This window comes from Companilactobacillus nuruki (assembly GCF_002872255.1).
Classification (GTDB): domain Bacteria; phylum Bacillota; class Bacilli; order Lactobacillales; family Lactobacillaceae; genus Companilactobacillus; species Companilactobacillus nuruki.
This window is the reverse complement of the sequence record NZ_NIPR01000061.1, coordinates 19222-41326: the sequence shown is the minus strand read 5'-3', so window position 1 is coordinate 41326 and position 22105 is coordinate 19222. Positions and strand designations below refer to the sequence as shown.

General features: G+C 34.9%; 18 protein-coding genes. 13 read left to right on the top strand and 5 right to left on the bottom strand.

The features are described 5' to 3' along the window. Window positions 1-81: 81 nt before the first annotated feature. The 4 genes from CBP76_RS11830 to CBP76_RS11815 all read left to right on the top strand — a co-directional run bounded on the left by CBP76_RS11830 (window position 82) and on the right by CBP76_RS11815 (window position 5414). A complete protein-coding gene (locus CBP76_RS11830; protein WP_102197062.1) occupies window positions 82-1104 on the top strand; it encodes an LCP family glycopolymer transferase in 1023 nt (340 codons plus the stop codon). A gap of 566 nt (window positions 1105-1670) precedes the next feature. Beyond that, a complete protein-coding gene (locus tag CBP76_RS11825) occupies window positions 1671-3584 on the top strand; it encodes an OPT/YSL family transporter (protein ID WP_102197061.1) in 1914 nt (637 codons plus the stop codon). A gap of 32 nt (window positions 3585-3616) precedes the next feature. Next, entirely contained in the window at window positions 3617-3955 is a 339-nt protein-coding gene (locus CBP76_RS11820) for a PqqD family peptide modification chaperone (protein ID WP_102197112.1), read from the top strand. 28 nt (window positions 3956-3983) lie between these two features. Next, complete coding sequence (locus CBP76_RS11815; RefSeq protein ID WP_102197060.1) at window positions 3984-5414, top strand: C69 family dipeptidase; 1431 nt, start codon at window positions 3984-3986, stop codon at window positions 5412-5414. A 53-nt stretch (window positions 5415-5467) separates the two neighbouring features. Here CBP76_RS11815 and CBP76_RS11810 read toward each other — a convergent pair whose 3' ends face one another. From CBP76_RS11810 to CBP76_RS11800, 3 genes are read right to left on the bottom strand one after another with little or no spacing between them, the layout of a single operon-like run. Beyond that, window positions 5468-7417, bottom strand: coding sequence for a PTS sucrose transporter subunit IIABC (locus tag CBP76_RS11810; protein WP_102197059.1), 1950 nt, complete (start codon window positions 7415-7417; stop codon window positions 5468-5470). Beyond that, a complete protein-coding gene (locus CBP76_RS11805) occupies window positions 7410-9080 on the bottom strand; it encodes an alpha-glucosidase (RefSeq protein ID WP_102197058.1) in 1671 nt (556 codons plus the stop codon). Before CBP76_RS11805 ends, CBP76_RS11810 begins: the two co-directional genes overlap by 8 nt. 57 nt (window positions 9081-9137) lie before the next feature. Continuing rightward, window positions 9138-10142 carry a LacI family DNA-binding transcriptional regulator gene (locus CBP76_RS11800; RefSeq protein ID WP_102197057.1) on the bottom strand — a complete coding sequence of 335 codons (1005 nt, stop codon included), beginning with the start codon at window positions 10140-10142 and terminating at the stop codon, window positions 9138-9140. Between the two features lie 157 nt (window positions 10143-10299). Between CBP76_RS11800 and sdaAB the strand changes: the two genes are divergently transcribed. From sdaAB to CBP76_RS11780, 4 genes are all read left to right on the top strand, one after another. Next, window positions 10300-10971, top strand: coding sequence for an L-serine ammonia-lyase, iron-sulfur-dependent subunit beta (gene sdaAB, locus CBP76_RS11795; RefSeq protein WP_102197056.1), 672 nt, complete (start codon window positions 10300-10302; stop codon window positions 10969-10971). Between the two features lie 12 nt (window positions 10972-10983). Further along, a complete protein-coding gene (sdaAA, locus tag CBP76_RS11790; protein ID WP_102197055.1) occupies window positions 10984-11850 on the top strand; it encodes an L-serine ammonia-lyase, iron-sulfur-dependent, subunit alpha in 867 nt (288 codons plus the stop codon). 569 nt (window positions 11851-12419) lie between these two features. Then, window positions 12420-13844, top strand: coding sequence for a C69 family dipeptidase (locus CBP76_RS11785; RefSeq protein ID WP_102197054.1), 1425 nt, complete (start codon window positions 12420-12422; stop codon window positions 13842-13844). A 422-nt stretch (window positions 13845-14266) separates the two neighbouring features. After that, window positions 14267-14800, top strand: a complete 534-nt coding sequence (locus CBP76_RS11780) for a ClbS/DfsB family four-helix bundle protein (protein ID WP_245865784.1) — start codon at window positions 14267-14269, stop codon at window positions 14798-14800. A gap of 62 nt (window positions 14801-14862) precedes the next feature. Here the strand turns inward: CBP76_RS11780 and CBP76_RS11775 are convergent, their stop codons facing one another. Next, a complete protein-coding gene (locus CBP76_RS11775; protein WP_102197052.1) occupies window positions 14863-15972 on the bottom strand; it encodes an SLC13 family permease in 1110 nt (369 codons plus the stop codon). Window positions 15973-16162: 190 nt separating this feature from the next. Between CBP76_RS11775 and CBP76_RS13260 the strand changes: the two genes are divergently transcribed. Both CBP76_RS13260 and CBP76_RS11770 read left to right on the top strand, forming a co-directional pair. Then, window positions 16163-16315, top strand: coding sequence for a DUF6095 family protein (locus CBP76_RS13260; protein ID WP_166667268.1), 153 nt, complete (start codon window positions 16163-16165; stop codon window positions 16313-16315). Window positions 16316-16377: 62 nt separating this feature from the next. Further along, complete coding sequence (locus CBP76_RS11770) at window positions 16378-16560, top strand: hypothetical protein (protein ID WP_102197051.1); 183 nt, start codon at window positions 16378-16380, stop codon at window positions 16558-16560. A gap of 75 nt (window positions 16561-16635) precedes the next feature. On the opposite strand, the gene CBP76_RS11765 is transcribed toward CBP76_RS11770, so the two are convergent. After that, entirely contained in the window at window positions 16636-17580 is a 945-nt protein-coding gene (locus tag CBP76_RS11765; protein ID WP_102197050.1) for a Dyp-type peroxidase, read from the bottom strand. Window positions 17581-17740: 160 nt separating this feature from the next. Here CBP76_RS11765 and CBP76_RS11760 point away from each other — a divergent pair, with 160 nt between their 5' ends. From CBP76_RS11760 to CBP76_RS11750, 3 genes are all read left to right on the top strand, one after another. Then, complete coding sequence (locus tag CBP76_RS11760) at window positions 17741-18730, top strand: choloylglycine hydrolase family protein (RefSeq protein WP_102197049.1); 990 nt, start codon at window positions 17741-17743, stop codon at window positions 18728-18730. A 141-nt stretch (window positions 18731-18871) separates the two neighbouring features. Next, on the top strand, window positions 18872-19600 hold the full coding sequence (locus CBP76_RS11755) for a GntR family transcriptional regulator (RefSeq protein WP_102197048.1): 729 nt from the start codon (window positions 18872-18874) through the stop codon (window positions 19598-19600). Between the two features lie 101 nt (window positions 19601-19701). Further along, on the top strand, window positions 19702-22050 hold the full coding sequence (locus tag CBP76_RS11750) for a phosphoketolase family protein (protein ID WP_102197047.1): 2349 nt from the start codon (window positions 19702-19704) through the stop codon (window positions 22048-22050). Window positions 22051-22105 lie beyond the last annotated feature (55 nt).

Genomic DNA, 22105 nt, shown 5'->3' with positions numbered 1-22105 from the left:
AAAATATGTCTCTTTGATAATTTGCTGAAGACGGGTGATTTGTTTTACAATGATGACTAATAAATAATAGGATATAAATTAATGAAAAAAACAAAAATAGTATTTACCATATTAGGTGTAATAATAGCTGCAATTTTGATAGTGGGGGGAATATTTGTTTATCGGACTCAACAGTCTTTGAATGCTTTGAATACTGGTGATAAGTCTGTATCTAAAAAGATCGACAATAGTAAACCTTTTTCTATTTTATTATTGGGAGCCGATACTGGAACTGATGGGCGAGTTGACCGTGGCAATTCGGACACAATGATGCTATTAACTTTGAATCCTAAAAAGAAAAAAACAGTTGCTTATTCGATCCCACGGGATGCTTTGGCTGAGATGGTTGGCGACAAGAAAAAGAATGTTCAAAAAATTAACGCAGCATATAACATTGGCTTATCAACTATGGCCAAGAAAACAGTTGGCAATTTACTAGGGGTACCGGTAGATTATCATGTGGCAATCAATATGGAGGCGCTTGAGAAAACAGTTGATTTTGTCGGAGGTGTTACTGTAACAAGTGATTTAAAAGTTTCATTTAATGGTGTGACGATTCCCAAGGGAACTCATCATTTAAATGGGAAGCAGGCTCTGACATATGCTCGAATGCGTTATCAAGATCCCCGTGGTGATTATGGACGTCAATTAAGGCAACAGCAAGTTTTGAAAGCAGTTATTAAAAAACTTGAAGAACCCAAATATTTAGTAAAAGTACCAGATTTGATCAAAAAATTGGGAAATGATATCAATACTGATTTAACAACAAGTCAAATTGATCAAATAGTTTTGAAATATCACAATAGTACTAAGACAATGGACTTTAATCAGATTCAAGGTCAAACTGCCTGGATCAATGATAGTTCATATCAAATACTACCAACGACTACTATACAAAATGCCTCGAATAAATTGAGAGAGAATCTTGAATTAGAACCGAAGACATTAAATAATACCGAGACAAAGTTGAATGCTAAGAATAGAGCATTCTTTAAAAATGAAGATGATACCAATTATGATACGTATGGTTTAGATACTACTTATTATACTAATAATACCTATTAAAAGAGCACACATTTAAGTGTGCTCTTTTTATGTTTTATAATACCTTTCATTAGTTCAGTATTTTTACATGGAAAATGTAATTTTAAGATTTTAAATGATCATTTATGATCTAAAAAATTAGATTGATTAATTACTAAAAAAAGTTGTTAAGTTTAAAACCAATAAATCATTCTCGTATTGTAAAAATAATGCTTAATTTTCATGAAAACTCCAATTACACTTGTAGATTTTTTAACAAGATAATTAGATAAAAAAATATTAAAACTAATAATATTAAAATCAAATTAATGAATATTAATTTATCAATCCTTTGTCACTTGTAGAAGACAACTGTTCATTCAAAATAGACAAAAATGTTTTTTATCAAATGTGACAAAAATCACATTTTCGGTTGCCTTTTGTAAATGAAGGCGGTACCATGAAAGCGGAACTAAGAAAATTGACTAGTGATTAACAAAAAAGAAATCATGGAATATATTTTTGGAGGTTATAATTTTGGGGCAATATTTTTTTAACCAATGATTTTTTAATGAATAATTACTTTGTCAGTTAGGGAGGCCTTTAAGATGAAAAAAAGCCTATCTCAGTCTGCGTATGGTGGTGTACCAGGAGAAAAATATGTACCGTATGTGACTGATAAGGAGAATCATGGCGGTAGCTCGATTGTTATGATCATGGGTGCAATTTTGGCAATTATTTTTGCTGCTTCAACGGCTTATTCAGGTATGAAAGCTGGATTAACAGTTGCCGCCGGTATTCCAGGATCTATTATTGGTTCTGGTTTGATTGCAGCGTTTGCCAAGAAGAAGGGGATTTTGGGAAAGAACCTTCTTCAAGGAATGTCTAGTGGTGGTGAATCTATTGCTAGTGGGATGATTTATGTTTTACCTGCCATTATTGTTATTGGTGGAAGAGTTAATTTTATTTCTGGTATTTTAGTTGGAGGCTTGGCAGTACTGTTTGCTATTGGTACAGCTTCGTTAGTTGAAAACTATTTGATAGTTGAAGAACATGGGAAACTTGTTTATCCCGAATCAATGGCTATTTCAGAAGCATTAGTTGCTTCTGAAGCTGGTGGGGATTCATTGAAATTCATGGGAATCGGCTTTGGTATTGGTGGTATTTTAACAGTATTAACAACTCAAGTATTTGGTTGGGTAAATAGTACTATTACCTATGTTGGAAACTCGTTTTATCGCTGGAAAATGTCGACTGAGGTTAACCCGATGTTGGCTGGTATTGGGTTTGTCGTTGGTTTAGATGTTGCTTTAACAATGTTTGCCGGATCAATTCTATCAAATTTTGCAATCACGCCTTTGATTGCTAACTTTACACAAATGGCTGGCAATCACGCTAAGGACTGGAATGACGTAACTATTGCCGTCAACCAGATGGGTGTTGACCAAGTTGCTGGTTCTTATTCGAAATACATTGGTGCCGGGATGATGCTTTGTGGTGGTATCGTTGGTGCTGTTAAATTGATTCCAGTTATTATAACGTCGATCAAGAAGACCTTGAATGCTAGAAATGGCAATAGTGAAGATCGTAATATGTTAGGCGTTTGGTCACTAATTATTGCTGTAATTGCAATTTTTGTCGTTGGTTTCTTTATTTCAGGTAATATTTTAATGGCTGTTGTTGGTGGAATTCTTTCTATCATATTGGCATTACTTTTCGTTATTGTTTCTGCAAGATTAGCTGGAACAATTGGGTGTTCTAATGCGCCTGTTTCAGGTATGACTATTGCTTCATTAGTTATTATGACCTTGGTTTTTGTTATTTTTGGTTGGACTAGCAATGCTAATAATCAAGTATTACTTTTGTTCGGGGTCTTCATAGTTACTGCCATTTCTGTAGGCGGTGCTTACATGCAGACTCAAAAGGTTGATTATGTTATTGGTGGTAATAAAAAAGAAATGATGAAGTACTTTATGATTGCTGCTTTGATCGGTGTTATTGTGGTTGTTGGAACAACTGTTATCCTAGAGCCACAACTAAAGATTACTGGTTCCAATCCACCATTTGGTATGCCACAAGCTAACTTAATTGCCACATTGACAACTGGTATCATGTCAGGTAATTTGCCATGGATCATGATTATTGTAGGTGTTGTTATGGCAATCGTTTGTTGGATGTTAGGTTTGTCAATTATGACGGTTGCTTTAGGATTCTATCTACCAATCTCAACGACATCAATTATTTTAGTTGGTGCGTTAATCAAACTATTGATTGAAAAGATCACTAAAGAAAAAGAACTCAAAGACAGACGTGTTCAAAGTGGAGTCAGCCTATCATCAGGTTTGATTGCTGGTGGTTCAATCATTGGCTTGATTGGTATCATTTTACATGTAACCGGTGTGTTAAGTGATAAAGCTCCTGTTGGATTTGCTGGTAGCAATGAAATGGGATTGATACTTTTGGCAGTATTAGTAGTTTCAATTATTATTCCATTAGTTAATATTAAGAAGGAAACGAATTAGTAGGAGGGCGAAAAATGGCTAAACGTCCGGAGTTGACCGAAGAAGATTTAAAACATATGGTTTTTAAGAAGAATCCCGAGATAACTTATACCAGAAAAGCAGGAATCATCACAATTGTGCGGGAACAGAACCATCCAATTCAAAAATTTTTTCGTAAACTACGTATGAACATTCCTGAGAAATCCTATTTAGAAATGGATGAGTACGGTAGTTATGTTTTTACGAAGGTTAATGGTCAACGTAATGCCTATGAAATTGGTAAAGAGCTTGCCGAAAAGTTTCCTGACACAGATAAATATCGTTATACAAGATTGATTTTGTTCTTACAACAAATTGAGAACGTTGATCACTTAATAGAACGAGTATCATAATAATTAAATAATTTAAGGGGATATTAAAATGACAGATCGTATTGAATTATCAGCATGTACATCAATCATGGTAGGTAAGAAGGCCTCAATGGACGGAGCAACTTACATCTCCAGAAATGAAGATCGCTTGAATGCAATTTATAGAAAACGTATCATCGTCCAACCAGCTGTTTCAGGACGTGATACAACCTATACATCACCATATAATCAAATGACAGCACCATACCCAGAAAGTGGTTATCGTTATACATCAACACTTGATGCTGATCAAAGTACAGGTCCTAATGAGGAAGATGGTTTTAACGAAAAAAACGTTGGTATGAGTGCAACGGAAAGTGTTTATGCTAACGAAAAGGTGCTAGCTTTCGATCCATATGTTAAGAACGGTCTAGCTGAAGATTCATTAGCTACCTTGGTATTGCCATATATTGACTCAGCTCGTGATGGTGTTAAATATTTAGGAAATTTAGTTGCTAAATATGGTTCAGCTGAAGGTAATGGTCTGCAATTCAATGATAAAAATGAAGTTTGGTATATGGAGGTTGTTACTGGTCATCAGTGGGTAGCTGTACGTATTCCAGACGATTCATATGCCGTAGCTGCTAACCAAGTCGCAATTCAAGACATTGATTTCAATGATTCTGATAATTATATGTGGGCTGATGGTATTCAAGAATTTGTATCTGAACATGATTTGAATCCTGACTTTGATCGTTGGGATTTCAGACATATCTTTGGTACAGATACTGAAAAAGATCATCATTACAACACACCACGTGTTTGGTTTGCACAACGCTATTTGAATCCATCTGATGATACACAAGATCCAGAGTCTGCTGAATTACCATTCATCAGAAAACCAGAAAGAAAGATTGCTGTTGAAGATATTCAGTATATTTTGAAATCACATTATAATGAAACAAAATATGACCCACTAGGTAGCGGTAGTGAACATGATAAGAAGACATATCGTGCAATTTCACTTTCCCGTACAGCTAATTCACACATTCTTCAAATGAGAGATTCGGATAAGAATGGCGCTGCAGGTGTTGAATGGACTGGATTCGGTATCCCTAGTTTCTGTCCGCAAGTACCATTCTTTACAAATGCTAAAGATATTGATGAATCATATAGTTACACACCTGAAAAGATGGACTTAAAGAGCGCATATTGGATGTATGAGGCCTTAGCAATGGTAGTAGAATCACATTACAAGGAATTTGTAGAACCTAACTTAGATTATCAAAAAGCTTTGTCAGAATGGGCACGTCGTAAGATCAATGAAGTAGATCAAAAGGCGGTAACTATGTCAGGAGATGCTTTGACAGATTATTTAACAGAACAAAACCATGAAATTGTAAAGCATTACAATGAAGAAACAATGAAACATCTTGCTGATTTAGTTACTCAAGGGACAGAATTGAGTAAATTAACATTTAAGATGGATCCAAATTTATAGAATAATATTAAAAACGATCAATTCCTTAATCAGGAGTTGATCGTTTTTTAATATTATTTTTGTAGTGCCACACTATCATTAATACCTATAGTATTTTCTTGTTGCAGTGCAATTAGGGCAGAGCCATGACTGATGTTTTCATCAGGCTGTGATTCAATATTCATATAATCTTTGCTGTTAGTGATAATAACCATCACAGTATCATCTAGTTTATTTTCTTTGATAACTTTAGGATCGAAACTTCCTAAAAGATCTCCTTTGTTGACTATTTGATCTGCTTTAGTATTAATGGTAAAACCTTTTCCTTTTAATGAAACTGTATCTATACCGATATGAATTAATATCTCAGTACCACTATCAGTAGTTAAACCATAAGCATGACCAGTGTCAGCCACGATATTTAATTTACCAGTTTGTGGAGCATAGATATTAACTTTTGCGGAACCATCAGGCTTGATAGCAATTCCCTGTCCCATCATTCCAGAGGCAAATACGGGATCGTTTACCTTGTCTAAGGCCAAAGTATGACCATCGATTGGGGCATAGACGGCGTTATCTTTAATTTTTTCTTTATTCACAACATCTTCAATGAGAATTTCTTTGGGAATTGCAAACATATTGGTTGCAATGAATGCTACTATAACAGTCAAAATAGAAACAATCGTATAGATGATTAAATCACGTGCGTTGTAGATATACATCAAATAAGAGGGAACCACGGCTAATCCATATGAGTTGGCTGCAACGTTTAATATGCTCAAGGCAGCAGCCCCAAAACCACTAGTTAGGACGGTAACAATAAGCGGCTTGAAATTATAGCGGATTAAGACACCAAATAGTGTAGGTTCGGAAACTCCAAATAATTGTGATGAGAAGGCACCTACGAATGTTGCTTTAGATTTCTTAGATTTAGAACGTATAATCATTGCCAAAGCAACACCTAGGTTAGCAAAACCATACATTGCTTCTAAAGTAATTAAAGGATTTAAGTGTGTGGCTGCTAGTAAAGATGTTTCGATGGCAATCATCATTTGATGAATTCCAACTAATACCATTAAAGGATAGGCAGCCCCGATTAGGAAACCACCGATACCGAATGGTAAATGAATAACAGATTCAACACCGGCGACCATAACATTTTCTATCCAATGAACAATTGGTCCTACACCTAAAATCATAATACCAAAGGTTAATAGCATGGTTAGAAATGGTGTAATTATTTGATCAAGTACGTTAGGGACATGTTTATGAAAATAATTTTCCATATTTGCACCAATGTAGCCGGCAACAAGAGCGGTTAAAACTGAACCTTGGCTACCAATAACAGGAATATGTCCAAAAAGCATAATTGCTTTAGCCGTTCCCCCGGCAACATCATAAGCATTAGGCAAAGTAGGAGAAACTAGCATTAGCCCGATTACGATACCTACAATTGGAGTCCCTTTGAAATATCTAAAAGTTGACCAAACGATTAAGGCGGGCAAGAATGAGAAAACTGTTCCCGTCAAGACTGAAATAACTGTATTAACACTAGTTGGAATATCTGAAGGAACGGCCCCAAACAGTTTTAAAACCTGAGCATTAGTAAAGGCACTTTGTAGTCCTAAAAAAAGTCCGGTGGCGGCAATGACGGGAATAATAGGAATGAAAATTCCGGATAACATTGCCATAAAACGTTGTAATTTTGTTTTATTTTCATTGTTAACGTTGGATTCTCCGCTATTAACGTCGTCTTTTCCATAAATGGCATTTACTGTACCCAATTTATCTATGGCACTATATACGTCGTTAACTAAACCAGTACCAATGATAACTTGATATTGTCCAGAACCGAAGAAAACGCCCTTAACTAAATCGAGATTTTCAATTTTTTTGTCATCAATTAATTTTCTGTTTTTTACTACAAACCGTAATCTGGTTTGGCAATGTGTTACAGATTCGATATTATCAAGACCCACTTGTTCGACAATCTGTTGGGCCAATTTACTGTAGTCTTTAGCCATTATTTTTCACCTCAATGAGAATTGCTTGATATGGAGCTAATTCTTGAAAATTTATTTCGGAATAATTATTTAGTAATACTTTGCCTATAGGAACAGTTATCCTTGCGGGATCAGAACTGAGATTCACAAAAACTTGCATTCGTTTGCCACGCTGATAAGCAATCACATTTTCTGACTCTGTTTTTAACGATATAAAATCACCATTGATTAATTCAGTAGGGTGCTCTTTTCTAATAGCAATTATTCGACGATAGAAATTTAAAATGGAATTTTTATCTTGATCTTCAGACTGCCAATTTATTTGTAGGCTATTTTTATCTAATTCTAACCATGGTTTATGGCCGCTATTGAAACCATCATTAATTTTGTTACTCCAAGGATAGGGTAGTCTAGCATTATCACGAGATCGGTCGTTAATAAATTTTAATGCTTGTGTAGATGTGAATCCTTCATCAATTGCACGATGGTAGTTATCTATACTTGAGATGTCATTGAACTGTTTAATTGAGGTTCTAACAACGTTGTGAACACCTAATTCTTGTCCTTGGAAAATAAAGGGACAACCACGTAAAAGGAGATACATAATAGCTAGTGCCTTGGCACCGATTTGATTTTGATAAAGTGGATCTTTAATATATTTATTAATACTGCGTGGCTGATCATGATTTTCTAAGAAATTCGCCCCCCAACCATATTTTTGAATTGCTAACTGACTTTTTACAATGGCATTGTTAAGTTCTTTAGTTGTCCAGTTTGTCTGGTGATACCACTCTGAACCTGATTTGACGTCAATATCAGCATAATGAAAATCAAAGATCATTGAGAAATGTCCTTTTTTACCAATGAATTTATCTAGTTGGTCGTACTCAACGCCACTAGCTTCACCGATTGTTACAGCATTGGCAGGTTTAAAAGTATGTTCGTTCAATTCGTTTAGAAACTGATCAATACCCGGACGATTCTCGGACTTACGCTTTACTTTGCCTAGTCCATCAGAGCCATCGGGAGTAATTGAGGCAAAATCTTGATCCTTTTTAATGAAGGTAATGGCATCAATTCTGAAACCTGCAATGCCTTTTTTTAACCACCAATTTATCATGTCGTATATTTTAAAACGTAATTTAGGATTCTCCCAGTTTAAATCAGGCTGGTATTTTGAAAAAACATGATGATAATAAGTGTTTTCTTCGTTGGGAACTTTTGTCCATGATGATCCTTTACCAAAGTTAGAACGCCAATTATTTGGAGGAAGGTTACCTTTCCCTTTTTTAAAAATATAGAATTGACGGTAAGGACTATTGGGATCGTTCAAGGCTTTTTGAAACCAAATATGTTGATTTGAAGTGTGGTTGATAACTAGATCCATAATTATTTTGATTTCAAATTTTTTGGCCTTTTGTATCAATTCATCAAGGTCTGCCATAGTACCAAAAATAGGATTAATGGTTTGATAATCGGATATGTCATAACCATTATCGACCATAGGAGACTGATAGACAGGTGATAGCCAAATTGTCGTAATTCCTAAGGAATGAATCTTGGGTAATTCTTGAATGATACCTCGTATGTCCCCGACACCATCATTGTTGGAGTCTTTAAATGAGGAAGGATAGATTTGATAGAAGACCTCTTGTTTCCACCAGTTGTGTGTTTTATTTATCATAATAATTTCTCCGTTTACATATGGAATCGATTCCATATGAGCTATAAAAAAAGTTGCTTATGCACTTTTTCTAATAATTAACTTTAATTTTAAATCTTGTTCAGTAATGTTTTCATCGATATTGCTATCGGTTAAGTTTTTTAACAAAATATCTACTGCTTTATTGGCCATGGCGTTGATGGGCTGTCTAATAGTAGTCAATGGCACCTCAGCAAAACGAGCAAATGGTTGATCATCATAACCAACGATTGCAATGTCTTTTGGAACATGAATTCCATTCTTTTGTAACTCATTGATCAATCCAATTGCAACCTCATCAGAATTAGTAAAGACTGCATCTGGTAATTTTCTGGAATCAATCATCAAGTCTTGAGCAATTTTTTGTCCGTCTAGAGCCGTATGTTGTTGTGAAAAAACCCATTTGTTATTTATTGATAGTTGATGTGTTTTTAAAAAATCCTGAAATGCTTTCGTTCGGGAATATCCGTGATGTTTATTGTCATAATCTCCACCAGTGATGTAGGAAAAATTACGGTGTCCTTTTTGATATAGATATTCTAATCCATTCATTGTTGCTTGATAGTGGTTTAAAACAATAGAAGGGATATTATTATCTTTGTTTTCTTCGTTTAATAAAACTATTTTATTAGGATATGATTTAGCAAATTTTTCCACCAGCTGATGATTTTCTACGGAAGCAAGAATAACGCCATCGACTTGTTTATTTTTAAGTTGATCAAGGAATCGTTGCTCAGCTGCAGAGTCATCATGAGTTTGTGAAACTAGAACTTGATAACCAAATTGATTTAATTTTCTTTCAATAGCATCAAACAATTCTGCAAAAAAAGGATTGGCAAATCTTGAAACAAGAACACCAATATTTTTAGTAGAATTGGATCTTAATTGTGTAGCAATGGCACTTGGCGTGTAATTAAGTTCGTCAATTGCTTTTTTTATCTTTATACGCTTGTCATCGGAAACATAAGGATGGTTGTTTAGGTATCTGGAAACAGTTCCGACACCAACACCAGCTTTTTTTGCGATTTCTTTAATTGTTGCCATTAAAATTCACCTTTATTAATTGGAATCGATTCCATAACTAATGTAACAGGTTTGTCGAAAATGTCAAGCGCTTTCATTAATAATGTCAAAATAATGATGAAATTCACAATCATTCATTGTAAAATTTAATTAACAAAATAGTCTAGGAGCAAGGATTATGAAAGATGTACGTTTCAGAAGTGTTTTTGATATTATTGGTCCAGTAATGGTTGGACCTAGTAGTTCACATACTGCTGGCGCTGCCAGAATTGGTAAAGTTGTTCATGATATTTTTGGAGAAAAGCCAGAAAAGATAACAATAGATTTATATGAATCGTTTGCTAAGACGTATCGTGGTCATGGAACTGATGTCGCAATTGTTGGTGGATTATTGGGTATGGAACCAGATGACCGTCGTCTATCGGATTCGTTAAAGATAGCTTATGATCAAGGAATCAAAGTCGCTTTTGTTCCAAAGAGCGATAAGGTAGCACATCCTAATACTGCTAAAATAACTTTAGTTAAAGGTGAACATGAATTATCTGTAACTGGAATTTCAATTGGTGGTGGGAATATTCAAATTTCTGAAATCAATGGATTTAAGATGTCGCTTAGTTTAGGGACACCAACTTATATAACGGTTCACCAAGATGTTGCGGGAATGATTGCTAAGGTAACTGATGTATTTTCTAAATTCGATATTAATATTGGAACAATGACAGTAACACGTGCATCAAAAGGTGAAAAAGCAATTATGATCATTGAAGTGGATGAGCGTCGTGATAAAGCAGAAATTTTAAATAAGTTGAAGTCGTTAGAAAATGTAGATAATGCGACCTACTTTGAATAGGAGAATTGTAAGATGTTTTATACAATTAAAGAATTAGTAGAAAAAAGTGCTGATTATGATTCAGTTGCTGATCTTATGATCCAAACAGAGATGGAAAATACTGGTCGTAGTCGTGAATTTATTCGTTCACAGATGGAACGTAATCTTGAGGTTATGGAGCAGTCTATTAAAGAAGGTGTTGCTGGGGTTAAATCTGTAACGGGATTAACTGGTGGTGATGCTAAGTTAATGGATGAATATATTAAAAAGGGTGACTTTTTGAGTGGGGAACCTATATTAGAGGCAGTAAGGAACGCCGTGGCAGTTAATGAAGTTAATGCTAAGATGGGATTGATCTGTGCAACACCGACAGCTGGTAGTGCTGGTGTTTTGGCAGGAGTTCTAGTAGCCACTAGGGATAGCTTAGGACTAACTAGAAATCAGCAAGTTGATTTTTTGTTTACAGCTGGTGCTTTTGGACTAGTCATTGCTAACAATTCATCAATTGCCGGTGCTGAAGGTGGCTGTCAAGCTGAGGTAGGTTCTGCTTCGGCGATGGCAGCTGCGGCCTTAGTTTGTGCTAAAGGTGGAACAGCCCAAGTGGCAGCGGAAGCAATTTCTATCACTTTACAAAATATGATGGGCTTGATTTGTGATCCAGTGGCGGGACTAGTTGAGGTTCCATGCGTTAAGAGAAATGCTATGGGATCATCACAGGCTATGATTTCAGCTGATATGGCATTAGCAGGAATCAAGAGTGTCATCCCGGTTGATGAGGTTGTAGAAGCAATGCACAAGGTTGGTCAACAAATGCCATCAATGTGGAAAGAAACTGCCGAAGGTGGGATGGCCACTACACCAACTGCCTTGAAACTAAAGAAAGAAATTTTTGGAGATTAATTTTTAAAGTGGAACAAAACATATTTATTTTTCGAGTATTGAGCTAAATAAACCTAGTAATCGTACTTTGATTCTTTCTTAAGATTGGTTGAGGTGTAAGTTTTTACTTGCCGTCTTCCACAAAATTAAAATTCGGCCGGAACGCCTTGGGCACGACTTGAAACTCACGCTATGCGTAATTTCCAAGCTCGGCCTTATTCTAAGCGGAGAATCCGCTAAGAATAATCTCAAGGCTGAGCCGATTTCAATTTCGTTCCAGGCTAAATAACAGTTGTATAGTTTCTTAATTTAAATAGTTTTAATTATCCAAAATAAATAGCCTGTATTGACTTTCAATTTTTTCAAGAAAAAGAACATCATTGATATCAATACAGATTATTTTTGAATTTTTAGGAATTAGAATAGAATCAATTATACTTGCTGCAATGTTGAATTCAAATCAATAACAGTTTTTATCCATACATCCAAATAGAACTTTACTAATGCTTACACCTCAACCAAGCTTATTTTTGTTGTTTCAATGAGTTAAACTATAATTACGTAATTTTAAATAGAGAGGAATTTGGATTATGAGAAAACATACTCATATGGCCTGCACATCAATTATGGTCGGTAAAAAAGCAGCAATGGATGGAGTTAATTATATTGCCCGAAATGAAGACAATTTTGTTGCTAATTGGCCTAAGCGATTCTTCGTACAACAATCAGTTTCAAGAAGAAATGAAACTTATACATCACCTTATAATAAGCTGAGTGTTAAGTTACCTGAAAGTGGTTATCGTTATACATCATCACCAGATGCCAACCAAGATGAAGGCTGGTATGAAGAAGATGGTATTAATGAGAAGAATGTAGGAATGAGTGCGACAGAAAGTGTTGTTGCTAATGAAAAAGTTTTAGCCTATGATCCTTTGATTGAAGATGGGGTAGCTGAAGATTCAATTGTCACATTAGTCTTGCCTTATATTGACTCGGCCCGTGGTGGGGTTGAGTATCTTGGGAATTTGATTAGTAAGTATGGTTCAACTGAAAGTAATGGTGTTGAGTTCTTTGATGAAGATGAAATTTGGTATATGGAATTAGCCACAGGTCATCACTGGGTGGCAATTCGTATTCCTGACGATTGCTACGCCGTGGCAGCCAATCAGATGGGAATCGAAGAGATTGACTTTAATGATCCAAAGAACTACATGTGGTCAGATGGCATTCAAGAGTTTGTTGAAAAATATAATTTGAATCCAGATGAGTCGCATTGGAACTTCCGTAAAATATTTGGTACTAGTACTATGCAAGATCGGCATTACAACACTCCAAGAGTTTGGTATGGTCAAAAGGTTTTAAATCCATCAAGTGAACAGAACCCTGAATCATCTGAGTTGCCATTCTTGAGAAAGCCTGAAAAAAAGATTGCAATTGAAGATATTCAATATATCTTGGCATCTCATTTTAATGAAACCAGATTCGATCCTTTGGGCAGCGGTAGTCAGGAAGATAAGAAACGCTATCGAGCAATTTCACTTTCCAGAACAGCTAATTCGCATATTTTACAATTGCGTGATGCTAAGAAAGTTAGTGCAGTTGGAATCGAATGGAAGGCTTTTGGAATTCCCAGTTTTACACCTTATGTACCATTCTTTACTAATGCAACAGATATTGATGGATCATATAGCTTTGTACCTGAAAAGTTAGATTTGAAGAGTGCCTATTGGCTATATGAGACTTTATCGATGGTAGTTGAAAGCCATTATAGGGAATTTGCAGATATTAATTTGGATTATCAAAAAGAATTAGCAACATGGGCTCGCCGTAAGGTTGCGACTATTGATAAAGAAACCGTAAATATGAGTGGTTCTGAATTGACCGATTATTTAACGGTTCAGAATCATAAAATAGCTAAATACTTCAATGATGCAACTAAAGATCATTTGGCAGATTTAATTACAAGAGGGACTGAATTGTCTGAACTTACATTTAAAATGGACCCTGATTTATAGAATAAGAGAAACCAAATTGTATAGTTTTTTCCTAAATTTGGCTATGGATAGGAGTATTTTCTACCTAGGCCAGATAACTGTTCCCTATTTTAATATTAAAATGATTTTAACCGGTCAAAATAAATAGTCTGTACTTGATTATTAATCATGCTTGAAAAAAACATGATTGATATCAATACAGACTATTTTTTGCATATTAAAAATTTGAATAGAAATATTCACACTTTGCATAGCAAAGTTTTATGTGCAATTTCACATTATTTTTTGTATAAACTATTAATATAACATAAATAAAACGCTTTCTAACAATAAATTTACTATATCATGAGCTTTTTTTAACCACAATGACAATTTCGAGTCTATAATGGATATTGGGACGTTCCCGTTTTGGGATTTTTAAATCAATGAAAGGTGACGAAGGCATGCAGGTATATAAAAATTCAACAGAATTGATAGACCAAATCAAAGAGAGTTATCATAAATTCATTGATGAGTATGAGGGTATTAACGATGATGTGGCAGATGAAAGAATTGATCAAGTGGACAAGACTCCACGAGAGATGCTCTCATATCAGGTTGGTTGGATCAATATGATTTTGTCTTGGGAAAAGGCTGAGGCTGGTGGCGCAAAGATCACAACGCCAACTCCTGGATACAAGTGGGATCAGATGCGTCAGTTGTATCATGACTTTAATATAAAGTATGGTTCTGATGGAATTGAGAATGAGAAGGCCGAGCTTGGCAGCGTTGTGGCAGAGTTAATTACATGGATTGATGATATGTCACACGATGAACTATTCAAACCCGGTGAACGTAAGTGGGCTACTACAAAAGCAATGTGGCCTGTTGCTAAATGGATCAGAATCAACGCCGTATCTCCATTCAATAATTACAGTAGGCAAGTTAGAAAATGGAAAAACTTTAATCTTAGAGACAAAAAGATTGTTAATAGCTAGAATACAAAAAAGTCACCTAATTCATATTTTGAATTAAGTGACTTTTTTGTTTATATTCAAATTTAAAGACCGAAATCTATTAAGAAGAATCCGATCGTACCAATGATAATCAACATAGCAAAATTAATTATTGTGAAATACAATAAATATTTTCCGGGATTCTTTTTAAAGAAGAATCGATATTGCTTGAAAGCTAAGAGATTAGCAAGGGAACCTACAACAGTACCAAGTCCACCAATATTCGTACCTAAGAAAATAGCATGAACATATTTAGAAAATTTGGAAACTAAGATAGTAGTTGGAACATTACTGATAAATTGACTAGTAATAATTGATGTTAAATATGTGCTAGTCCTTGTTTGCAAGAATTGATGCAAATTGTTAACAATTGCCGGTTCACGATTAATATTACCAACGGCAATAAAGAAACACATGAAGATAAGAACAATTGAATAATCAACTGATGCAAGAATATGTGGATTAATGAAAATTACTAGTAATAGCGCTGCAATAAGTGAACCCCACATTGGAATAACAGAGAAAACACCAAGAAAGATGACGATTGTAACAGCAACCGTTAGAGTCAAACTAGGAATGTTTAACTCAACGGCAGGTAACTCAGTTAATTCGATTGGATCTTTTGGAAAGAATCGAGTTAATAAGAAAACTGCTATAAAAGTAATAATAGTAATTGGCGTAGACATAATAAAGAATTGTTTTATTCCTAAATTAAAATGTGTCAAAAGGAATAAATTGTGAGTATTTCCAAACGGGGTAAAGATACTTCCTAAGTTGGCAGCCATTGCAATTATAATGACCGGGAAAATCGGATTTACCTTTATATGTCTGGAAAGTTGATAAAACAGCGGAACTAAGGTTAAAATTGTAACATCATTAGTTAAAAACATAGCGCCAAAGAATGACAAAGCGGCCAACATAAAAATCATTTGCCGTGTATTCTTAGCTTTATGTGTCATATAAGCTGCATAATATTTTAGAAAGTCCAAATAGTCATAAATTTGGATTATAATCATCATAGACAATATTGAAGCAAGTGTCTTCCAATTAATGTCCATCAATTGTGGTGGACTGATGAAGATAGATGTTAGGATAGCTGCTGCCCCAGCTATCCATAACACTCTGTCTGAAAATACACGTTTTAATACGTTCATTTACGTTTCCCCTATAAATAAAAGAAGTACCTTATCTAGTATAAAGATAAAAGTACGGTTAAAAAAGATAATTATACAAAATTTGTTAAATAAGTTTCTAAAAGTTAATTTTCAAAAAAATTATTTTTATAAATAGCATAATGTATTGTAACCTAAGTATACTAAATATCAACATGAGGGAGAATAATAAATGCAAATAATTTTATCAATTTTAATGTTCATCTTAGGCATCGCTATTATGACGGTGTCTTTCAAAGCAAAGAAAGAATTGGTATATTATCTTGTTTTAACAGTGGGAGTGATTATTTTCTTTGTCGGAATATTTATCATTTTCCCCAAATAATTGATGTAAAATCGAAATAAAATTGATATAATTTTTTCTAATCAAAAGGGGAGGGGATTTCCATGATTTTGAAACGTACATCTTTTTTGGTTTTGATTTCAATGGTTGTTAGTGTTATTGAAATGACCGTTGATCCCGGATTCTTCTTTGGAAGAATTTCTTTAGTATTCTCAGGATTTTTGATGTTTCTTTTGTCATTGCTGTTTGTTAAAGATTTGTGGCGAGTTAATAAAGTGAAAAATTAAAAAGGTTTCGACAATATTGTCGAAACCTTTTTTATATAATCAAATAGTTACACATTGTTTCACAAGAAACACTACCTAGTATTCACCTTCAGCAATCTTCCCCAAAGTAATTTTAGAAGGAATAAAGAATAAGTTACCAGTAACAGGTGTACTAAAATCTAAAAGGCGATCGCTCTTAGTAAACATATTTGTTAGCATACGATTAGTAATTGCGAACTCCTTAGAATATCCAATGAAGTAAGTACCAGTAATATTTTTAGCAGGGTCAGAAAAAGGAACATTCATCCGAACAATCTTATGTTCAGTCCCGCCTTCTTCATCTTTTGAAGCAACATTATGGGCATTAGGTAATTTTTCGTCATCATCTAACTCTCGATCAGAAAATTTATGTCTGCCGATCGCTTTCTCTTGGTCTTCTGTGTTTAAGTTTTTCCAAGCTGCCATATTGTGGGTATATTTTTGTGCAAAGGCATACGAACCATTAACAAACTCGGGGTCTTGATTATCATCGATTAAAGTATAATCCATGGATTCTATTCCAGCAGGATTTTCGGTTCCGTCAATAAATCCAATAATTGCACGTCCTTCAATATATCTGAAACCGTGCGTTTCATCTTCAACACGAGTTATTGGGCGCAGTATTTCCATAAATTGATCCATTATTTCGTAACAAACAGCCATCTTGTTTGCACGAACATGAATAAAGATATCGCCAGGAGTGGAAACTGCTGTATATTTTGGTCCTTTGATTGCTTTGAAAGTTTCTAGTTCTTTTGGTTTTGGAGCATCAGGGAACAGATAATCCCAAGCACTTGATCCAAATCCCCAAGCAATGTGTGCTTGAGCTTCCGGGTCACGAATACGCATACTATTGATAATAGAATTAGACATATCGGCGAATTCAGCAATGGTTTCTTTTTCGGTTGATTGATCGTTATGATTTAACATCAGAGTTGTAAAAATTACACTTTCACCTGCATCCTTATAAACATCTTGAGCTTTTTTTATATCAATTGTCATCAGGTAACCTCCATCATTTATATTTCAAATAGACTTTATCACATTATAAATGAGATGCATATTATTAAAATCCATAAATAAAAATTCTTGATTATGGTACAAATGTAGAGAATAATTAAATTAATGATACCTGTTGAATTTTGGAAGGAAGTATAAATAAATGTGTACAAGTCTTAGTTTAGAAGCTTTGGATGGTTCAAAATTTTTGGCAAGAACAATGGATTTTGCCTTTGAATTGAATGGTCGTCCAACATTTTTACCAGAATCATATCAATGGATCTCTTCATATGATAAGAAAACTTATACTAGTGATTATGCGATTATGGGAACTGGTGCTAAGTATGGAAATAATTATATGGTAGCCGATGGTTTTAACGAATGCGGTTTATCAGCGGCAGAACTTTATTTTTCACATGATGCTAAATATGATAAAGAACCTACTGAAGGAGCCATCAATTTGGTTGCTGAAGAATTTATCCTATGGGCTTTGGGTAATAATAAGTCTATTGCTGACTTGAAGGAGAACCTTAAGAACGTTCATTTAATTGAATCAAATAGAGGAGTAATGGGACAAAATCAACCATTGCACTTTATTTTCAGTGATACTACAGGTGCTACCTATATTTTGGAACCAGAAGGAAATGGTTTGGTTCTTGAAGAAGATAAGATTGGCGTTATGACTAATACCCCTGATTATGACTGGCATAAAACCAATCTGGCTAATTATCTAGGCGCACAGACAACCAATTTCGGTAGTAAGAAGTTTGGTAAAGAAGAAATTACTCCAACCGGACAAAATGGAACTTACAGATTACCAGGTGGATATACTGCGGTAGATAGATTTATCAGAACAGCCTTTATTCGTGAGGTTACTGAAGATCCAGAAAATGCTAAAGAGGCCGTTAACACTATTCTACATATGCTAGATAGTGTTACGATTCCACGTGGAGTCAATATTAAAGAGAATGGTGAACCAAGTTATACTCAATATCAGACAGTTTTAGACATGACCAACAAGATGATGTATTTTGTTCCTTATGCTAATAGAAAAGTATATGCTGTTGAAATGACAGATGATTTGATCAAAAATCAAAAAGAACCAAAAGAATTTGAAGTGGTTCCTAACCAAGAGTTCACAAATCTAAATTAAAAAAACCATGAGTGATATCCAATATTGGATACCACTTTTTTTTTGGTATCTAAGTACAATCTGTTATAAGATATAATTAAATACAAAGATAATCACCATATAAATAAATGGTGCGTTCCAATTATGAAATGAGGAAATATAATGGCTGACTTAGTTTATCAAAAAATTATTACTTCACTAAAGAAATCAATTGATTCGGGCGAGTTTTCTGATATGCGTTTGCCGGACGAAAGGTCACTAGCTGAAAGTTATAAGGTAAGTCGTAGTTCTATCAAGCGCGCCTTAGGTTTGATGGCTGATCAAGGAATTATTTTTAAGAAGCGTGGATCAGGTACATTCGTAAATCCACTATATTTAAAGCAAGGCTCTTCATTTAATTACAGCGGTAAAAACTTAGGTATTACTGATAGTTTTAATTCAAATGGTCAGAAACCAGGTGTTAAGGTTTTGAGCTTTGATGTTGAACATCCAAATAAAGATTTACAAGATAATCTTTTTTTGAAACCAACTGAATTTGTATATGCGTTCAAACGTTTGCGTTCGCTAGATAATGTACCGTTTATGATTGAAACGGGATACATTCCAATCAAACTGGCTCCAGAATTGTCTGAGCAAATTGCTTCCGAATCGATCTTCAATTATGTAGAGTCGGAGTTAGGAAAAGAAGTTAACAAAACTTATTTGAATATTTCTGCTGAACCCTCTGATGAAGAAAGCAAGGAATTGTTGCATCTAGCTGAGAATGAACCGGTGGGATTAATGGAAGGAATCTTCTTCTTAGACGATGGAACCCCATTTGAATTCTCAACAATGAAACTCCATTATAAGTATTTTAAATACGATTCATTTGTTGATTTAGCAAATAAGTAAGAGCTTTCAAAAATTGGTGCGTTCCAATTAACTAAATGGTTGACTTTTTGCTTTAACCTAGTTATCATAACAATTGTAAATACATAAGGAGTGTGCTGGTAATGACAGATTACTCATCAAAAGAATACTTAAATTTAGTAGATAAATATTGGCAAGCAGCTAACTATGTTTCTGTTGGTCAACTTTACTTAAAAGATAATCCTTTATTAAGACGTGAATTAAAAGCTAGTGACGTTAAAGTTCATCCAATTGGACATTGGGGAACTATTGCTGGTCAAAACTTTATTTATGCTCATTTAAATCGTGCCATTAATAAATATGGCTTGAAGATGTTTTATATTGAAGGCCCAGGTCATGGTGGGCAAGTAATGGTTTCAAATTCATATCTTGATGGTAGTTATACTGAAATCTATCCAGAGATTACTCAGGATACAAAGGGTATGCAAAAGCTGTTCAAACAATTTTCATTCCCTGGTGGTGTAGCTTCTCATGCGGCCCCTGAAACTCCGGGATCAATGCATGAAGGTGGAGAACTAGGTTATTCTCTATCCCATGGTGTTGGAGCAATCCTAGATAATCCTGATGAAATTGCTGCAGTTGTAATTGGAGATGGTGAATCAGAAACTGGCCCATTGGCTGCTTCATGGTTCTCAAATACATTTATTAACCCTGTTAATGATGGTGCCGTTTTACCAATTCTTAATTTGAATGGTTTCAAGATCTCTAATCCTACTATTTTGTCACGTAAAAGTGATGAAGATTTAACTAAGTATTTTGAAGGTATGGGTTGGGACCCAATGTTTGTTGAAGGTACAGATCCTCAAAAGATGCATCCAGAAATGGCTAAGACTGTTGATAGTGCAATCGAAAAGATTCAAGCCATTCAAACAGAAGCTAGGAAGCATCCAGCATCAGAAGCTAAGATGCCTAAGTGGCCAGTAATTATTTTCCGTGCTCCTAAGGGCTGGACTGGTCCTAAGACTTGGGATGGTGAACCTATTGAAGGCTCATTCAGAGCCCATCAAATTCCAATTCCGGTTGATCAAAATGACATGCAACATGCTGACAAATTGGTTGAATGGATGGAATCATACAAACCAGATGAATTGTTTGATGAGAATGGCGAATTAAAGAGTGAAATTGCTGCTATTGCACCTAAGGGTCAAGCTAGAATGGCTATGAATCCAATTGTTAATGGTGGAGTAGATCCAAGGGCTCTTAAGTTACCAGATTATAAGAATTATGCCCTAAAATTCGATAGACCTGGTGAAAAGACTGCTCAAGATATGATCGAGCTTGGTAAGTACTTGAACGGCATCATTAAAGATAATCCAACTAACTTTAGATTGTTTGGACCTGATGAAACAATGTCAAACCGTTTGTATGGAGCATTTGATGCTAGTCCTCGCCAATGGATGGAATCGGTCCATGAGCCAAATGATCAATATGAAGCACCTGCTGGCCGTATCATTGATTCTCAATTGTCTGAGCATCAGGCTGAGGGATTCAACGAAGGTTATACTTTGACAGGACGTCATGGTATCTTCGCTAGTTACGAAGCATTCTTGAGAGTAGTCGATTCAATGTTGACACAACACTTCAAGTGGTTAAGAAAGGCTAATGAGTTAGGTTGGAGAAAGAAGTATCCATCACTAAATGTGATTGCTACATCAACTGCCTTCCAACAAGATCATAATGGTTATACTCATCAAGATCCTGGTATCATTACACATTTGGCTGAAAAGAAGCCAGAATATATTCGTGAATATTTCCCAGCTGATACAAATTCATTATTAGCAGTTATGCCTAAGATTTTGGATGACCAAGAGAAGATTAATCTATTGGTAACATCTAAACAATTAAGACCTCAATTCTACTCAATTGAAGAAGGAGAGGAAATGGCTGAGAAAGGCTATAAGGTAATTGATTGGGCATCAAACGACAACGGCGATCCTGATATTGTGATTGCCGCTGCTGGTACTGAGCCAAACCTTGAAGCACTTGCTGCTATAAGTATTTTGAGAAAAGAAAAACCAGAGCTTAAAATTAGGTTCGTTAATGTGATGGACCTATTGAAATTAAGATCACCAAAAGTTGACCCTCGTGGTTTAACGGATTCAGAATTTAATGAGATCTTCACAGTTGATAGACCAGTTCTATTCGCTTTTCATGGTTTTGAAGATATTATTAAAGATATCTTCTTTGATCGTGATAATCATAATCTATACGTTCATGGCTATCGTGAAAATGGTGATATTACAACTCCATTTGATATGCGTGTAGTTAATGAAATGGATCGTTTCCATTTAGCTGAAGAAGCTGCAGTTGCCGTTCAAGGTGACGCAGCTAGTGACTTTGCTGATGAAATGGAAGCAATGGTTAATAAACATAATAAATATATTCGTGAATATGGTGATGATCTTCCAGAAGTTAATAACTGGAAGTGGTAATAATTTGTGAGTAATAAGAAGATCCGTTCTAATAACTATTTAGGTAGTTATTAGA

What these genes read in the sequence shown, in the direction of transcription:
- CBP76_RS11830 (WP_102197062.1), top strand. Translation starts at nt 82, where the DNA reads ATGAAAAAAACAAAAATAGTATTTACCATATTAGGTGTAATAATAGCT.
- CBP76_RS11825 (WP_102197061.1), top strand. Translation starts at nt 1,671, where the DNA reads ATGAAAAAAAGCCTATCTCAGTCTGCGTATGGTGGTGTACCAGGAGAA.
- CBP76_RS11815 (WP_102197060.1), top strand. Translation starts at nt 3,984, where the DNA reads ATGACAGATCGTATTGAATTATCAGCATGTACATCAATCATGGTAGGT.
- CBP76_RS11810 (WP_102197059.1), bottom strand. Translation starts at nt 7,417, where the DNA reads ATGGCTAAAGACTACAGTAAATTGGCCCAACAGATTGTCGAACAAGTG.
- CBP76_RS11805 (WP_102197058.1), bottom strand. Translation starts at nt 9,080, where the DNA reads ATGATAAATAAAACACACAACTGGTGGAAACAAGAGGTCTTCTATCAA.
- CBP76_RS11800 (WP_102197057.1), bottom strand. Translation starts at nt 10,142, where the DNA reads ATGGCAACAATTAAAGAAATCGCAAAAAAAGCTGGTGTTGGTGTCGGA.
- sdaAB (WP_102197056.1), top strand. Translation starts at nt 10,300, where the DNA reads ATGAAAGATGTACGTTTCAGAAGTGTTTTTGATATTATTGGTCCAGTA.
- sdaAA (WP_102197055.1), top strand. Translation starts at nt 10,984, where the DNA reads ATGTTTTATACAATTAAAGAATTAGTAGAAAAAAGTGCTGATTATGAT.
- CBP76_RS11785 (WP_102197054.1), top strand. Translation starts at nt 12,420, where the DNA reads ATGAGAAAACATACTCATATGGCCTGCACATCAATTATGGTCGGTAAA.
- CBP76_RS11780 (WP_245865784.1), top strand. Translation starts at nt 14,267, where the DNA reads ATGCAGGTATATAAAAATTCAACAGAATTGATAGACCAAATCAAAGAG.
- CBP76_RS11775 (WP_102197052.1), bottom strand. Translation starts at nt 15,972, where the DNA reads ATGAACGTATTAAAACGTGTATTTTCAGACAGAGTGTTATGGATAGCT.
- CBP76_RS13260 (WP_166667268.1), top strand. Translation starts at nt 16,163, where the DNA reads ATGCAAATAATTTTATCAATTTTAATGTTCATCTTAGGCATCGCTATT.
- CBP76_RS11770 (WP_102197051.1), top strand. Translation starts at nt 16,378, where the DNA reads ATGATTTTGAAACGTACATCTTTTTTGGTTTTGATTTCAATGGTTGTT.
- CBP76_RS11765 (WP_102197050.1), bottom strand. Translation starts at nt 17,580, where the DNA reads ATGACAATTGATATAAAAAAAGCTCAAGATGTTTATAAGGATGCAGGT.
- CBP76_RS11760 (WP_102197049.1), top strand. Translation starts at nt 17,741, where the DNA reads ATGTGTACAAGTCTTAGTTTAGAAGCTTTGGATGGTTCAAAATTTTTG.
- CBP76_RS11755 (WP_102197048.1), top strand. Translation starts at nt 18,872, where the DNA reads ATGGCTGACTTAGTTTATCAAAAAATTATTACTTCACTAAAGAAATCA.
- CBP76_RS11750 (WP_102197047.1), top strand. Translation starts at nt 19,702, where the DNA reads ATGACAGATTACTCATCAAAAGAATACTTAAATTTAGTAGATAAATAT.